At 52.0% G+C, this 15640-nt stretch carries 18 protein-coding genes; 14 read left to right on the top strand and 4 right to left on the bottom strand.

The window, feature by feature from the left end:
• Positions 1-1337 precede the first annotated feature (1337 nt).
• From ABTW55_RS24985 to ABTW55_RS24930, 12 genes are all read left to right on the top strand, one after another.
• Entirely contained in the window at positions 1338-1811 is a 474-nt protein-coding gene (locus tag ABTW55_RS24985) for a hypothetical protein (RefSeq protein WP_048234229.1), read from the top strand.
• 52 nt (positions 1812-1863) lie between these two features.
• Complete coding sequence (locus ABTW55_RS24980; protein WP_048234227.1) at positions 1864-2130, top strand: hypothetical protein; 267 nt, start codon at positions 1864-1866, stop codon at positions 2128-2130.
• A gap of 14 nt (positions 2131-2144) precedes the next feature.
• Positions 2145-2345 carry a hypothetical protein gene (locus tag ABTW55_RS24975; protein ID WP_130018072.1) on the top strand — a complete coding sequence of 67 codons (201 nt, stop codon included), beginning with the start codon at positions 2145-2147 and terminating at the stop codon, positions 2343-2345.
• On the top strand, positions 2317-3126 hold the full coding sequence (locus ABTW55_RS24970) for a hypothetical protein (protein ID WP_154292197.1): 810 nt from the start codon (positions 2317-2319) through the stop codon (positions 3124-3126). Before ABTW55_RS24975 ends, ABTW55_RS24970 begins: the two co-directional genes overlap by 29 nt.
• 14 nt (positions 3127-3140) lie before the next feature.
• Positions 3141-3620, top strand: a complete 480-nt coding sequence (locus tag ABTW55_RS24965) for a hypothetical protein (protein ID WP_350429311.1) — start codon at positions 3141-3143, stop codon at positions 3618-3620.
• Between the two features lie 309 nt (positions 3621-3929).
• Entirely contained in the window at positions 3930-4436 is a 507-nt protein-coding gene (locus ABTW55_RS24960; RefSeq protein ID WP_350429310.1) for a hypothetical protein, read from the top strand.
• A gap of 3 nt (positions 4437-4439) precedes the next feature.
• Positions 4440-4724 carry a hypothetical protein gene (locus ABTW55_RS24955; protein ID WP_048234221.1) on the top strand — a complete coding sequence of 95 codons (285 nt, stop codon included), beginning with the start codon at positions 4440-4442 and terminating at the stop codon, positions 4722-4724.
• 1 nt (position 4725) lies between these two features.
• On the top strand, positions 4726-6909 hold the full coding sequence (locus tag ABTW55_RS24950) for a tape measure protein (RefSeq protein ID WP_048234219.1): 2184 nt from the start codon (positions 4726-4728) through the stop codon (positions 6907-6909).
• Positions 6910-7812: 903 nt separating this feature from the next.
• On the top strand, positions 7813-8379 hold the full coding sequence (locus ABTW55_RS24945; RefSeq protein ID WP_048234218.1) for a tyrosine-type recombinase/integrase: 567 nt from the start codon (positions 7813-7815) through the stop codon (positions 8377-8379).
• A gap of 26 nt (positions 8380-8405) precedes the next feature.
• Positions 8406-8600, top strand: a complete 195-nt coding sequence (locus tag ABTW55_RS24940; RefSeq protein WP_373275551.1) for a hypothetical protein — start codon at positions 8406-8408, stop codon at positions 8598-8600.
• A gap of 530 nt (positions 8601-9130) precedes the next feature.
• A complete protein-coding gene (locus ABTW55_RS24935; RefSeq protein ID WP_264158771.1) occupies positions 9131-9256 on the top strand; it encodes a hypothetical protein in 126 nt (41 codons plus the stop codon).
• A 56-nt stretch (positions 9257-9312) separates the two neighbouring features.
• Positions 9313-9591, top strand: coding sequence for a hypothetical protein (locus tag ABTW55_RS24930; protein WP_048234712.1), 279 nt, complete (start codon positions 9313-9315; stop codon positions 9589-9591).
• Between the two features lie 67 nt (positions 9592-9658).
• On the opposite strand, the gene ABTW55_RS24925 is transcribed toward ABTW55_RS24930, so the two are convergent.
• Entirely contained in the window at positions 9659-11113 is a 1455-nt protein-coding gene (locus ABTW55_RS24925; RefSeq protein WP_350429316.1) for a site-specific integrase, read from the bottom strand.
• A gap of 297 nt (positions 11114-11410) precedes the next feature.
• On the opposite strand from ABTW55_RS24925, the gene rluB reads away from it, so the two are divergent.
• Complete coding sequence (gene rluB, locus ABTW55_RS24920; RefSeq protein WP_033634753.1) at positions 11411-12316, top strand: 23S rRNA pseudouridine(2605) synthase RluB; 906 nt, start codon at positions 11411-11413, stop codon at positions 12314-12316.
• 37 nt (positions 12317-12353) lie between these two features.
• On the opposite strand, the gene cobO is transcribed toward rluB, so the two are convergent.
• Positions 12354-12944, bottom strand: coding sequence for a cob(I)yrinic acid a,c-diamide adenosyltransferase (gene cobO / locus ABTW55_RS24915; protein ID WP_060421319.1), 591 nt, complete (start codon positions 12942-12944; stop codon positions 12354-12356).
• A gap of 11 nt (positions 12945-12955) precedes the next feature.
• On the bottom strand, positions 12956-13717 hold the full coding sequence (locus tag ABTW55_RS24910; protein WP_060421316.1) for a YciK family oxidoreductase: 762 nt from the start codon (positions 13715-13717) through the stop codon (positions 12956-12958).
• Positions 13718-14076: 359 nt separating this feature from the next.
• Here ABTW55_RS24910 and sohB point away from each other — a divergent pair, with 359 nt between their 5' ends.
• Entirely contained in the window at positions 14077-15123 is a 1047-nt protein-coding gene (sohB, locus tag ABTW55_RS24905; protein WP_060421313.1) for a protease SohB, read from the top strand.
• A gap of 51 nt (positions 15124-15174) precedes the next feature.
• Here the strand turns inward: sohB and ABTW55_RS24900 are convergent, their stop codons facing one another.
• Complete coding sequence (locus ABTW55_RS24900; RefSeq protein WP_060421311.1) at positions 15175-15426, bottom strand: YciN family protein; 252 nt, start codon at positions 15424-15426, stop codon at positions 15175-15177.
• Positions 15427-15640: the final 214 nt, after the last annotated feature.

Below are 15640 nucleotides of genomic sequence, written 5' to 3'. Positions count from 1 at the left end.
CTTGGTGCCGGGTGAGAAGTCCGGTCTTTTTGTCGAAATGGCTATCGACTGCCGGGACAGGAGGCCCGGGCTTGTGTAGTTGCTATCGAAGGGTAAATGCGAGTAAACCCTTAACTACAAGATATATTTTAACACGAATGAGAATCATTATCAATAAAAAGTTTCAGTTTTTCTCTGAAAAGTTGCCTAGGTGGGGTATGCGTTGTGATTAATGTGTGGTATATTTTGGCGAGAGGGAATTATACCATTCCGTAAAGCGCTCTGTAATCGATTCTAAGCGGTTCTGTAGCCTTGTGGCTATGGTTGGGTGGGTTGGCCCGAGAAAACGCCACAGGGAGGCGTACAGGCGATTCTAGCGGGGGTCTGGGTGGGGTTGTTATCTGTATTCAATTCTGGGGCGGCCAGGCGGCCCAGGAGTCACCTTCACATCGTTCCGGTGGGTCTTGCTCGCAGGTGCGAGCGCTGCCAAAAGAGGCGCGTCTGTTGACGTGCCTGTTAACACGTACATGGAGCACAGCTCCAGATCCACAATGTGTAAACAGGCTAGCCAGCCTGTCTACGAAACCAGAGAACACACAACCAACTCCACAGCTAACGCTGATCACCACTCACTTGATCAATCTAACTCTGATCAATCCCTTACCTGTGGAATGGTTTACCACCTGTGGAAGCGACGATGTCGCCATGTTTTTATGTGGACGCTCTCCGAGCGGGCAGCGAGGAGAGCGGACGCGATAAAAACATAAAGACAGTGTGTTAAAGATCTTATGAATGAAATGAATAAGATCTTAATGCGAGACGGAGTCGAGCAAGGGAGATCGTATGTTAATACTTGTGTTCCTTTTTAAGCACACCTCTTCGAAAGCGTAGCGCGGGGAGCCGCAGGCGGCCCTACGAGCGAAGCGAGTAGGTGGTGTTATGTGTTGGTGTTATGGAGTTATCTTATACGGTGGTCCTGCACTGCAAGGGTGGGGGGGCACTCCACTGCAAGGGTGGGGGGGCACTCCACTGCAAGGGTCACACTGACCCGCCTCACCTGTGGCAACTCTCCAACAATTCAAAACTAACTCACCTGTGGAATGGTTCACCTGTTGGCCCTTCAACTTGTGGGGGCAATCAATCAGTCAGCCAATCTGTCAATCAGTCTGTGGGTTAGCACACCGCCGATCACCTGTCAATAAAAATATTGATAAAAAACTTGTGTTTGTTTGCTAGTGATGGTAAAATAGATGCATGCCATGTTACAGGCGAAAAAATTCCCCGGTTGATGGTTGTTGAAATAAACTATCCCGGTTGGATTTGGTAAGAATACCCTAAACACAGAGAGGAGTCAACACATGAATCAACACGTACACATGATGGGCCACGAAGTTAATCACCACGCAGACAAAGAGCAGCCGACCAATTCCGCCTACTACTCGAGCGGTCTGGACCTGCTGCGCCGAGGCACAGAAGATGAGATTATCGATGCGCTAGTAGCTGGTGAGATCAATAAGGACCGCGTTTACAGATTCCGTTGCGATGAGGCAACACAGGAACGAATTGAAATAACGGGCCGGGCGCTGAAGGCGGCTAACCGTTTGGCCCGTCAGATGCGTAAAGCACGCGAAGCCCAAAACAATGACTTGGCGGCTGTACTGGCGACCATTCACCCGGGCGACCCTGACGATCTGTCTGATTACGTGTTGGATGAGCTGCAAAATCAAATGACGTTTGCGTCAATCGCCTATGGCATTGATATGACGATGCAACAAGCGATCAGCCTCGCCGTTTTCCACATGGCGCAGAGCCAACAAGCCGCCAACGTCTAATAGTTCACAGCGGGGCCGTGAGGCCCTCTGAATAAAGAGGAGACAATGAACAATGAGCAATCCCAACCCAAATAAAGAAAACAGATTCGCCCCTAAAGATTGGGCCTCTGTCCCAACGAAAGAGATTATCTCACTGTTGGGGATCGGGAATATCACCGTTAACGGCCTGATCAACTGGCAACACAGAAACGGAAAATCTTCCAATATTGAGGCGGCAATTAAGACTCACCGCATTATTGAGAAGATCAAGAAGCACAACGCAGAAATTGAAGAGTTGGGAATGAACAGCCAGCCTATCATGTATCCGGTCTTTTCTTAATGGGGGAGGTGCCAATGTCCAGCCGTCAATACAACCCAAACACGAATAAAGAAGAGTTTGTCCTGTCGTTCAATAATGAACTGACCCGCAAGATCTGGGCTAAGGCCAACGCTTCAGGAAAATCCCCACAAGCAGTAATCCGCGAAATGATTAAAACAGCATTCGTCTCAGAAGAGGAAAAACAAAATGAAAACCGCAGTAAATACTTCAGATAACACCAACAGCACCAAAAACACCAAAAACACCAACAGTCCTAATACTCAGCAATTCCTCATGATGCCTTATGAACTCCTCAGCGTTCACGAGGTAAACGGCCAGCCATTCGCGCTAAACATGAAAGTGGCTTATCAGTACATTAAAGGCTTTCAAGATAACGGACAGCAAGCCTATTTCTCTCGCGCCAAGCTTGGCGAAATGTTGGGGATCAAGCTTAGAGCAACGTCCGGCCTTCTGGAAAAAATGGAGAAGATGGGCCTCGTTAATAGAATAGAGCGTTCTGGATACACCAACCTCTACACTGTTAACCCAATCGAACAGAATGATACCGCTGCTAAATCCGTTGCTGAGGAAGTAAAAAATGAATCAGGTCCTGCTGTTGGAAATAAAGCACAAAGCGTTAAGCCTTCAAATAGCCCAACAGAGAGCACGCCTGAGAATACACACGACGCTCGCCCTGTTGGGATTGACGATAGTCACAGCGCCGAGCCTGTCAATGCTGACCACATCGAACAACCTGCACAGCCTTCACAGCTCCCTCCTGTAATCGTTGAGGAACAGCCAGTTGAGGAAGAGGAGCCAGACTTCAACGCATACGCCGCTATGGCGGCCCCTGTGGCTCTCTCTGGATGGGTGACAACCCACAACGCCACCGTAGAACTGAAAGCCGCCTACGAGGCGCACAGGAACACCTGCGGCGAATCCCACAGCATCCCGAGCAATGCACATCACACCCCGAGTTACTCAACGGCTGAATATGACGCCGGGGAAGCATTTTAATAAGGAGTCAGATATTGGCTAAACGGAAATTGATTACAGCTGGAAAATACACACCCGCCCGCCTGACTGACAATGAAGAATTCGCCCTCCTTGAGTTGGAAGAAAAACTAAAAGAACGAAAGGCCCGTAAGACTCAATTGTCTATGTACCTCCCCAGTGTGTTGGATCAAGTCAAAGCAGCGCTGATCATCTCCATGCCAATGGAAGAGATCAAGGAGAAATACGGCGTCCCCACCCGAGTTATTATGACTCTTCAGAAGAAATACAATCCCAAGTTGCGTAAAACTCGCCACCTAAAGAAATACGATAAACTCTATTACGCTGACCAGATGATCAAAGAAGGTTACACAGAAGAGCAGATCGCCCAGTTCCTCGATCTAACAATCAAGGGATTTAGATTCATCTGGAACGAAAGAACAATTGATATTCCTCTTGCACCACGTAAAGGAATGCCTAGGCACTGGAAAGATTTCCCATACACGGGAATTAATTAAGTCAACAATCAAGCAAACAACAATAACGAATGCAATTCCCATGAAGTCCCGATCCCTTGTGGTGACGATAGGCCCGTATGGGCCTTATACGGTTCGCCAACTCATTGCCAAATGTGGAAATTCAATATCAAAGGCGCTTAGCGTTAGTCTTATCTTTAGGCGTCTTTTAGATATTGCTCTGAATGTGGTCACCAAAGTTAAGTTTTGGCCTCTCTATATTTTAGCATATGAGATATTCAGAGCTTACATATCACATAGATAAACACATAGCTAATCAAGATTACCCAACCAAATAAAAAGGATTCAACAATGAGCACCAAGCCAGTAATGAAAAGCAGCACCCTAGACATTCTGAAAGCACAAATGAAAAACAGCCTCAACGATCAAGTTGAAAAGTCCAAAGAGAAAGCAGCCGCTACCAAGATTGAGAAGGCCAAGGCCGCCGGGGAAGTGTTGGAAGAGCTGATCGCAAAACGCGCCGCAGAGAACACCGCAGAGAACACCACGCAGGCCGCCGGGAAGGCTGATCGCACTGACCGCACCATTAAATCACGTGGGATCGCACTGTGTGCAGCTGCCCAGGGCTACAGCGCCAACAATCGCCCGGTCAGTCTGCTGACCAAATCAGCCAAGGCCGCCAACGGTCGCCGCCGTGTGTGGATCAACAAGGCCGCTGGCCCCGAAGGGATGAAGGTCACTCTGATCCGCAAAGCAAATGGCTCTATCGTGGCTCCCAACGGCTACCGTCTTGAACAGGCGACCATTGACTACATGGAGCGCGTGGGCATGGTGGTGACTATCGAAGGCGAGGCGTAATAGATGAGCATCCGAGACACGATCAGCACCAAAATGAAGCCTAACGCCTGCGCCATCCAACTGTTCGAACTGACTCAACCGGATCCGCGTGTTGATTCGCTGTTGCCACTGGTGACCGGCAAGACGCCTAATCAGATTGTGGATGCAGTCTATAGCCGCAAGCTTACCCTGGGTAAGTTGGAACTCATCCGGCAGGACCTGACCCACAACCGGACCCACACCAAGATTAACCGCCTGATTGCCGCCTCTGTGGGTATGGCGATTAGCATTCTCAAGGAGATCGAATAATATGGCCGGTAATGTGGTAGTTACAACGACCCGTAACGACGTGGTCTTTTCCGTTGACAACAAATCATTCAACGATGCCAAGAAGAAGATTAACTCGCTGAAAAGCGAATGGGAGAAAACCACCTCAGCCCCACGTTCTACACGTGAGCGAGCGGCACGCCCAAAAGGTGGTGAGCGCTTCGACGCAGCAGCCAAGGCCAAAGCCGCCAAAGAGCGGAAAGAGGCAGCAGCGGCAGCTAAAGAGAAGGCAGCAGCCGCCAAGGCTGAAGCACTGGCAACACGCCAACAAAATAGAGAGCTGGCTAAACAGCAACGTGTGATCGACAAGATGAACGCACGCCAAGCCCGCTTTGCTCCGGTGTACAACAACACCAAGGGCGCGATGAACTACACCCAACGCGCACAGGCTAGAGCTGACTTTGCTAAGATTAATCAGGACTATGCTAAGGGCGCTATCGGTGCACAGACGTATACAGCTAGACTAGCAGAACTCCAAAAGCAAATGAGAGCGACGGCCAAACAGTCCCGCCAAGTGATGCCTTCTCAATTTGTGGGTGGTGGTCTGAGTCCTGTTGCCGGGGCTATCGGTGCCGGTCTGGGTGCGTATGGTGTTCTGGGTGCCGGTAAGTCATTGATGAATACAGGGGTATCTTTCCAAGGAATTCACAGTATCCTCAAGATGACCGAAGACGACGCAGACGGCGCAGCGCAATCAATGGAATACCTAATGAGCCTCTCTTCCCGTCTGGGTGTGGACATGGTGGACTTGGCCGATCAGTATGCCAAGATGAACCTATCGAGGGGCAAGCTTAGCAAGCAGACCGTGCAGGATGTTGTTACCGGTATGCAGGAATATGGGACGGCCCTCCATCTCGATCGTAACCGCATGAGCCTAGCTAACTTCGGTCTTCAACAGGTCTTCGGCAAGGGTCGCCTACAAGCGCAGGAATTGAACCAACAAATCGCGGAATCCATGCCCGGGGCCAAACAAGCATTCTTGAAGGCATGGCAGGACGCTACCGGCAATGCTAACCTGACCCAAGGCATGTTTGATGAGGATATGGCAAAGGGTCTAATCACCACAGATAAGATCATGCCACACCTTGGCAAGGCCTTTGCCGATATGGCCCGCAAGGGTGACGCCCTGAACTTCGCGGTCAAAGGGATCAACGCCTCTTACAACCGGATGATCAACCAATGGAACTTGTTCAAGAATAAGATCTTTGAATCCAAGTTTGGGGATGCACTAACCAACTCATTCGAAAAGGCATCCGCAGCGCTTGAGAATCTCTCAGACGTTGCAGGCGGGCGACTGGGTGACGTATTGGGTGGATTGATTGACGGCTTCGTTGATATGGCTACCTATGTGCATGACGGCTTTGTATTGGCTGATCGAGTCATTGAGCATTACCTCACCAAATGGGGTCTAGATGCAGATCAGATTTCCAAGGCTTTCAACTTCGTAGGCTGGACGGCTGGGGCGCTTATCTTTGGCTCTGGTCTGTTGCGTATCACCAACCTCCTGAAGAACCTGATCAAGCTGGTGCCGGGCATTAAGTCACTGGGTAAGGCGCTGGCAGGTGCCGGTCTGGCCTCTGAGGCTGTGGCTACAGCAGCAGGAACAGCAGGTGCAGCCGCTAAGGGTGCTCCAACCTCAACCGGTGGTGTAGTCTCCAAGGCAGTGAAGGGCGCAGGTGTTATCGCTGGTGGTCAAACTGCCGCAACGGCAGGTGGTGGCGTTTCCAAACTCATGAAGTTCTTAGGTCCAGTTGGCGAGATCCTCACGGCTTACGAGGTGGGCAAGTCCCAGTTTGGTGACCAGACTGAGAACATTACCGCCGCCCGTGAGGAAGGCAAGCGCCCCATGAGCTTCATTGATAATGCAGCCCAAAAGGCGGGCATGTGGCAACTGTCTGAATCCATGTATCCCACTCCGTCACTGGTGAATGACCTCAAGCCCAACTTGCCTTACACTGGACACATCGACTACATGAAGCAGACGGCATCTCCAACAATGGATACATTCAAGTCTCCAACTCTCAATGTCCAACTTGAGCAGCCTAAAGAGGTAGACGTCAAGGTTGATCTCAATGTTAAAGACGGGAAGATCACAGACTTGATCGAGGCATCCATTCAGGATCAGCAGGCTATGACGTTTAACCTGTTGGCCGGCGGCGGTCAGTAAATTTGCAAGGGCTACCCGAAAGGGCGGCCCTTTTTCTTTGGGGATACTGGCGAGCCTGTTGGCGGGATACCCGGATAAAAGAGGGGCGGCTCTTCAGGTGGGTGTCTGGCTAAATATCTTACCGTCTGGATAGTGGCGCTAGGCACTCCCTCACTGGTCTGACCATGCCCTTATGATCTTGCTCAAATATCGTACATAACATAATAAATCAGTACGTTACAACCCATCCTCGCCAGCCAGCTGGCTCGTCTGGATACGAGCTTGCATCTCCATTTCAATCTATTTTATTAAATTCAAGCAGTTAGTAAATACACAATAGCATTCTGTCTTTATTGGGCAAGAACAATAGGCGCACAGCGCCGGGTGTAGCGGTATACGCCGCTGTGCGGCAATGGATATGGCCCATATGCGGCCCATACGGGCCGCTGTGGCGTTGTACAGACGCAGGCAATCCGCAAAGACTAACTGGCCCTGAGGGCCTCTCTCGGGCACTTGGCGGGCCTCTTCAGGCCCTCCCTTTTGGGCGAAAATAAAATTATCGAGCGTAGCGAGGTGGGACAATGAAATTGGCCTAGCAACACACCCCACATAAAAAGCGTCAAATCGCATAACAAAAACGTCAATGCACTGTTTTTACTGGATAAATCAATCTCTCTTTTTGGGCATACACAAGGCCTACCTGAAGAGGCGAGCCAACAGCGGGCTACACGATTGATTGATAATTGTACAGGACGGGACTGCTGAGTGCCCCTTGTGCACTTATTAAACCGTATTTAGCCCCCCATTTAATTTAATAAATACACAAGTGAATTTAGTATGATTTAGTTGTTTACAACCTATTGTTTTTGATCAAAAATTTATCCATTGAGTTAGGGCTTACAGATTGGGAAGGGAGTTGATCAGATGAACTTTGTAGACGGATGCAAAAGCATCGAGGAAGTGAAAGCGGTCGCGATTGAGCTAACCAAACAGGGGAAGGGCAATCCGATCTTCCGCGATGCGTGGTTGCTTGGGTTCGAGTTGATGCTTCGTGTGTCGGATCTGCGTGAATTACGCTATGACGATGTACAGGGCGATCATGTATCGATTACCCAACAGAAGACGGGAAAGGTTCTCCGTGTTCGTCTGACTGATACCGCCAAGCGCATCATAGCGGCCCGTGCAGCGGCTAACCCGTCGCATGTGTATGTCCTTCAGTTCGACTCTAAGCGTTCCACAGGCAAGCCGGTAAGCCGTTCTAAGCTGCATGAGGAGATTAGCCACGCCGGGCACAAGTTGGGATTGAACCTGTCCACTCACAGCATGAGAAAGAGCAAGCCAACAATCGGTTATGAGGATGGGGCGGATATCGCTGTAATCTCCAAGGCACTGGGACACAAGTCGTTGGCGTCTACTTTGCATTACATCGGCGCTACACAGGCCAAGGTGGATAATTTCGCTGATAAATATTCATTGGGAGAGTTTGTATGAAATACACCAAGATCTTCACCATGAAAATGATCATGCTGTTGGCGGCGGTAGCTGTATCGCCAGCACATGCCGGTAGGATTACGATCAGCAATCCAACTAGTGAGAAGCTATCCAACGGGAAAACGCTTTGCATCTACGAGGATTCGATCCACAGCTTCCAATACGTTACCAAGGGCAAATGCCCTTATGCAAAGACGTTTGATACAGAAGACTCTAAGTGAAAAAAGTTATCATTTAAACCAGTTCACCCCTATTCAGGCATGAAATCTGAGTTTTGGAATATTAAATCGGTTAAATATGCCGTTTTTTTCTAACGTTTAATAAAACGTCGAACGATCGGTTTTTTCAGTTTTTCAGTAAAATCTAATCACGCTTATTGACAAGCTTGCCGCGCCAGTCAGGGCGCGTACTGCGAATTGCAAGTTACATTTCACCCCCAAGTTATCCACAAATTAGGCCGGTTTTGTTCACTTGCAAACCCACGATCCACACATTATCTTGTAGTTGCTGGCAGGCGAGGCCCCATATTTAGTGTTTTACTTTGATATGAGATCTTCGACTTCGGCAAAAAAAAAAACCGAGCCCACGATTGTGAACTCGGTTTCTTCAGAAGCATGGCCGCGATGAGTTTGCAGACTCAAAGCTAACCGTCAGCCTCTACTTTCCTTATCAAAAGTTTTCGGATTGTAGACAGCATTGATGGGCCTGTAAAACCTTTTTGTGCCCTACATGAAAGGGCTAAGGATGACATATGTTAAAGCGAAAAGTTGGCCGTAGCGCCATTACAGGTCAATTTGTGACCGAAAAACAAGTTAAGCAAAACCCAAAAACAACCATTATGGAAACGATCAAGTATCCAAAGAAAGAGAAGAAGTGATATGAGAAGCGCCGCAAGGCGCTTCATTTAAAGTTGAAACTCTGGGAGATATGAAAATGGCTAATAACTTGTTCGTTACATATGACCTGATCAAAACCAAAGATTATGAGGCCGTATACAAAGCAATTAAATCTTTGGGAAATTGGGCTAAGGTTACAGAATCCAACTGGTATGTGAATTCAGCTTATACGACTGAACAGGCTGCAAGGATTGTGAGAGCAGCAATGGATAATGATGACAAGCTAATAGTTGTGGATGCTAAGAATAATAGCTTCCATTGCTATAATATATTACCAGAGGTTGTTAAGTTTATGCAGAATCACTGGTATATATAATAGTTTCACTGGCGTGTCTGGTTCTGCCACCGTGACACGCCAACCTCCTGTCTCTGCACATGATATGTCAACCGATACAATCAACAACACACAATAGCTCTTTGAGGGGCGGCCTGTGTGTGTACCGCGAGGTAATCCCCAACGATTGAGTCCGACTATGGCCCACAACGAACTGTACCAGAGCAGCGTTTGAGACACTGGCAATTGCTGTGCTTATAAATGTGTGGCGCAGGCTATGAATTCGGCGTTTTAACCCGAACTCGTCATAGGTTGGGATTCCAAGACTGTCCAATATAGCAACCCATCCATTCGTGATGGTTGTGTAATCAGGTAGGCCCCCAAACACCAGATCCTCGTCTGATAGTAGGGCTATGCGTTTGAACAGAGCCTCCTCCAATTTGTTGTGGACTGGGATTTGCCGCTGAGCGTGATCGGTTTTACCTCCCTCGATGAATATGTAATGTCGGCCCGTCTCATCATCGCGCCGTATGTGCCGCTTACGAATGTCGGCAATCTCCGCACGACGAGCACCGGTATAAATGAGCGTGAGGAAGTAATCTTTTCTCCAGTCTGTACTGGGGAGGTTGGACAGAGCCTTTTTCAACTTTTGCATTTCACCGGCGCTATAGTGACCCCCTCGATTAGGAATCACCTCATAGGTTATTCCGTCAGTAGGTGAGATCGTCAAAATGTCCTTGTGATCGACAAGGTACGTTTTGAACAGTGAGCGCCAGATCTTCAAATGCTTGTGGACGTGTTCACTTGAGATTAAATCCTCCTCCGGGACATCATAGGCAACGCATTCGGCTAGGGTCATGCTGGAGTAGGGTGATCGGGTTCGAGTGGGGAGATTCTCGGCAATCTTCAGTGCTTCCCTTATGTGCTGCTTGGTGACGCTATCAACGGGAATATCTCCCACAACGAGGAAAAGAACATCGTAGAATCGTTGATTCTCACTGGCGACTGAACGCCGCCATTTCTGCCCCTTGTCTGCAACATACATTTTCCAAGCTTCAGATAGCCGTACTGCGGATGAGGGCGACTGAACTTGTGGAGCGTGGTTTTGACTCGGCGCTCTATCTGAGAGGCTCTTTACCTGTTCTTTGAGCGAACCCAAAATTTGGCGGTATTTCAAGAAGTCATCTGAATAAAATGCTTCGTAAGCTTGATACTTCATAGCCAACGACATATCAATCTGGCTAACGACATCGCTCATTTCATCCGGTAGCCCCTCAGGATTAATCCCCTTATGCCGTAGGGAATGCTTAAGGGCGGCCAGTCCAAAATCTGAGCCTGAATGAATATTATCTATAGTTGCTCTCGCATAGCCTGTGGCGTCATTTTTCGTCGCTTCCCGGTCAATGCTGCCGCCGAAATATTGTTTCGTTAGTGTCCCGAGTTTTGGCAGCTTTTCCACCTCTTCATAGTCGTCTTCAAGGTGGCGCAACAGGAATGTATCCAAATCTTGCTTGGTGAGGTCCTTCAGTCCGTTGAGCTTTGCCTTGAACTTGTCCACGGACATTGCTCCAGACTGAACCAACGGAATATAAGGCGCCATTTTGGACATGACCAACTGAGCCTGTTTCAAACTGTCAGTATTAAGTGATAACCGAACAAACTTTTTGGAATCATTAAGTCTAAAATTTGTGTAGAATGTCCGGCCACGTTGGATTGTGTGTGACAGTTTGTGTGACGCCGTGTTTGACATAACGTATTCCAAAATGTGTGCAAAATTATATGGTTATGGGGTTTATTGCCGTAACCTATTGAAAATATAGCATACCATGAGGCCTGTGAAGGCGACATTAGAGGTTGCTCAATGAGCGAAAAGTTACAGAAAGTTTTAGCGCGCGCCGGGCATGGCTCGCGTCGTGAAATCGAAACCATGATTGAAGCCGGGCGCGTCAGCGTCGACGGCAAGGTCGCCAAGCTGGGCGATCGCGTTGAAGTGACGCCGGCGATGAAAATTCGCCTGGACGGTCATGTCCTGTCGATCAAAGAGTCTGAAGACGTGGTCTGCCGGGTGCTGGCCTACTACAAACCGGAAGGCGAGCTGTGTACCCGCAGCGATCCTGAAGGCCGCCCGACGGTGTTCGATCGTCTGCCTAAGCTGCGCGGTTCGCGCTGGGTGGCGGTAGGGCGCCTAGACGTCAACACCTCCGGTCTGCTGCTGTTCACCACCGATGGCGAACTGGCCAACCGTCTGATGCACCCGAGCCGTGAAGTGGAGCGCGAGTACGCGGTACGCGTGTTCGGCCAGGTCGACGATGCGAAAGTGAAGCAGCTGAGCAAGGGCGTGCAGCTGGAAGACGGCCCGGCTGCCTTCCGCACCATCAGCTTCCAGGGCGGTGAAGGCCTCAACCAGTGGTACAACGTGACCCTGACCGAAGGCCGCAACCGTGAAGTGCGTCGCCTGTGGGAAGCGGTGGGCGTGCAGGTGAGCCGCCTGATCCGCGTGCGCTATGGCGACATCGATCTGCCGAAAGGCCTGCCGCGCGGCGGCTGGGCCGAGCTGGATCTGCCGGCGATCAACTACCTGCGCGAGCTGGTGGAATTGAAGCCGGAAACGGTCAGCAAGATGCCGGTGGAGCGTGAGCGCCGCCGCGTGAAGGCTAACCAGATCCGCCGCGCGGTCAAGCGCCATTCGCAGGTGGCCGGCAGCGGCCGCCGCAGTGCGCCAGGCAGCAAGCCGGGTAAACCGGGCAAGCCGAGCAAACGCAGCTAATCTCTCATTCTGGCCCCGTTCGGGGCCAGAACTTTTGTTACCAATCGATCCCCTGTTGCGCCTTCACGCCCGCATCAAACGCGTGCTTCACCGGCCGCATCTCCGTGACCGTATCCGCCAGTTCCAGCAGATCGCGATGGCAACCGCGCCCGGTCAGGATCACCGTTTGGTGCGCAGGGCGCTCCAGCAACGCGGCCTTCAGCTCTTCCAGTTCCAGATAGCCGTAGGTCAGCATGTAGGTCACTTCGTCCAGCAGCACCAGATCCAGGCTGCTGTCGGTCAGCATGCGTTTGCCGTGTTGCCACACCGCCTGGCAGGCGGCGGTATCGCCGGCTTTGTTCTGCGTCTCCCAGGTGAAGCCGGTGGCCATCACCTGAAATTCAACGCCGTGTTGCTGCAGCAGATTCTTTTCGCCATTGGGCCATTCGCCCTTGATGAACTGGATCACCCCGGCGCGCATGCCGTGGCCGACCGCCCGGGTGACGGTGCCGAAGGCGGCGGTGGTCTTACCCTTGCCGTTGCCGGTAAACACCAGCAGCAGGCCGCGCGTGTCCTGCGCCGCGGCGATACGCGCATCGACCTGTTCTTTCAGGCGCTGCTGGCGCTGTTGATGACGATCTTCCGCCATGAAAACGCTCCTTATTCGGCCGCGCCGGGTTTACGGTTCGGCTGGGCGTCGAAGCTCATGCCGGTTTTGCGGCGGCTGTCTTCGCCCATCAGATACAGATACAGCGGCATGATATCGGCCGGGGTTTTCAGCTTGTTCTTGTCTTCGTGCGGGAAGGCAGATGCGCGCATTTTGGTGCGGGTGCCGCCCGGATTGATGCAGTTCACCCGCAAATTGCGGTTTTTATACTCGTCGGCCAACACCTGCATCATGCCCTCGGTGGCGAACTTCGACACCGCATAGGCGCCCCAGTCTGCGCGGCCGGCGCGCCCGACGCTGGAACTGGTGAACACCAGCGAACCGGCGTGGGATTTCAGCAGCAGCGGCAGCAGCGCCTGAGTCAGCATAAAGGTGGCGTTGACGTTAACCTGCATCACCTCTTGCCACATGGTCATCGACAGGTCGGCCATCGGCGCGATGTCGCCGAGCAGGCCGGCGTTGTGCAGCACGCCGTCAAGGCGGGGGATCTGGCGCGCCAGATCGTCGGCTATCTGCCGGCATTGCTCCGGCGTGGCGTGCAGCAAGTCCAGCGTCACCACCAACGCCGGGGCGCCGCCCTGGGCCGCGATCTCTTGTTGTACCGCCAGCAGCTTGCTCTCGGTGCGCCCCAGCAGCACCAGCCGGGCACCGAAGCGCGCGTAGGTCAGCGCCGCTTCGCGGCCGATGCCGTCGCCGGCGCCGGTGACCAGAATGATACGTTGTTCGAGCAGATCTTGTTTGGGTTGGTAATGCACGATAAATCCTCGCCTGGGTGGCCGTTCTCCCGCAGATATCGGGGAGCAAGAGTGAAACGCGCGGCCGGGGCGGGAGCGAAGGCTCGACCGTCTGCGGGCCGCGCAGCGAATGCGTCTCATCATATTGATGAATAATGGGTGTTATATGCCTTAATCCGCCGGCATTTTCAATGCGTAGCAGGCTGAAATGGCATTCTTTTGTAACAAAAGCGCGGCGGCGACGGCTTGGTTCGGCCGCAAATCGTCCCCATAGTGATGCTCCGTGCGCAATGAATTTTCATTTAGCCGCGACAGCAGCCGCTGCGGTTGGCTAAAATGGGAAGAATCATACTAACAACCTGTAAATAAAGGCGGAATCTGTGGAGTTTATATCTGTTTATGGCCTGTTTCTGGCCAAGGTTGCCACGGTGGTGCTCGCCATCGCCGCGTTGGCCATACTGGCTGTCAGTCTGGGGCAACGCAAGAGCCGCCAGAAAGGGGAGCTGCAGCTGACCGATCTCGGTGAACAGTATCGCGAGATGCAGCGTGACATGCGCCTGGCGCGCATGGATGCCGCCGAGCAAAAGGTTTGGCTGAAACAGTTCAAGAAACAGACCAAGGCCGACGGCAAGCTGAAAAAGCAGCGCGCCAAGTCCGGCGCGGTCGAGGTGGCCAAGCCGTGCCTGTATGTGCTGGATTTCAAGGGCAGCATGGACGCGCACGAGGTGACCTCGCTGCGCGAAGAGATCTCGGCGGTGTTGGCGGTGGCGTCGGCGCAGGATGAAGTCCTGCTGCGGCTGGAAAGCCCTGGCGGAGTGGTGCACGGCTACGGCCTGGCGGCCTCGCAGCTGGAGCGCCTGCGTAAAGGCGGCATTCGCCTGACGGTAGCGGTGGATAAAGTGGCGGCCAGCGGCGGCTACATGATGGCCTGCGTCGCGGATCGCATCGTGGCGGCGCCGTTCGCCATCATCGGCTCGATCGGCGTGGTGGCGCAGATCCCGAACTTCCACCGCCTGCTGAAGAAGAACGACATCGACGTGGAGCTGCACACCGCCGGGCAGTTCAAACGCACGCTGACGCTGTTCGGTGAAAACACCGAACAGGGGCGCGAGAAGTTCCGTGAAGATCTGAACGAAACCCACGAGCTGTTCAAGCGCTTCGTGCATGAGCAGCGCCCGTCGCTCGACATCGACAGCGTCGCCACCGGTGAGCACTGGTTCGGTTCACAGGCGAAAGAGAAGGGCCTGATTGACGCTATCGGCACCAGCGATGACTTGCTGATCGCTGAGCTGGATAACCACGAAGTGATCGCCGTGCGCTATTCGCGCCGCAAACGCCTGATGGATCGCTTTACCGGCAGCGCGGCGGAAAGCGTCGATCGCTTGCTGTTGCGCTGGTGGCAGCGTGGGGAAAAGCCGCTGCTGTAACGGCGGCGATAGCGTGAATCAGCGGGGGCCGGGCGCCCCCGTTTTCTTTTCTCAATCGACCAGGTGGTATTTTGCCGAAAGCAGATGGGCCAAATGTTTAAACATATTAAATACCGCGGTGGTTTTGGCGGTGGGCAATCCGTCGGCATCCAAAAAGTATTCGCCGCGGAAAACTAAAACGCCGTTTTTTTGTTCAACGTCGGTGGCGATCATGCCGTGCAGATAATCTTCGTGTTGGCGGATGATGTTATTTGCTTCCGCCAGCAGGGCCTCGCGGCCGATAGGGGCAGTATTTGTGCGCATTTATTAGACTCCAAACTAAAAACTCTGCGCATATTCTAACGCCGGTTCGCTTTTATCCGCAAACCGACTAAGGTTTATTTGCCGTCTGGATGGCCATGCGCGGCCGCCGGTTGGCGAAATCGGCCTTTCCGTGCTAATTAGGTTGCGTGACGCTTTTTATCAGGTACAGTGTGGGATTTTGCGGCGTCGGGTGGAAGGTTTTGTTTACGCCATG

The organism is Serratia sp. SM04, from assembly GCF_040280225.1.
GTDB lineage: Bacteria > Pseudomonadota > Gammaproteobacteria > Enterobacterales > Enterobacteriaceae > Serratia > Serratia sarumanii.
Note: the sequence above shows the minus strand (reverse complement) of the source record. Positions and strands in the feature narration are given on the sequence as shown.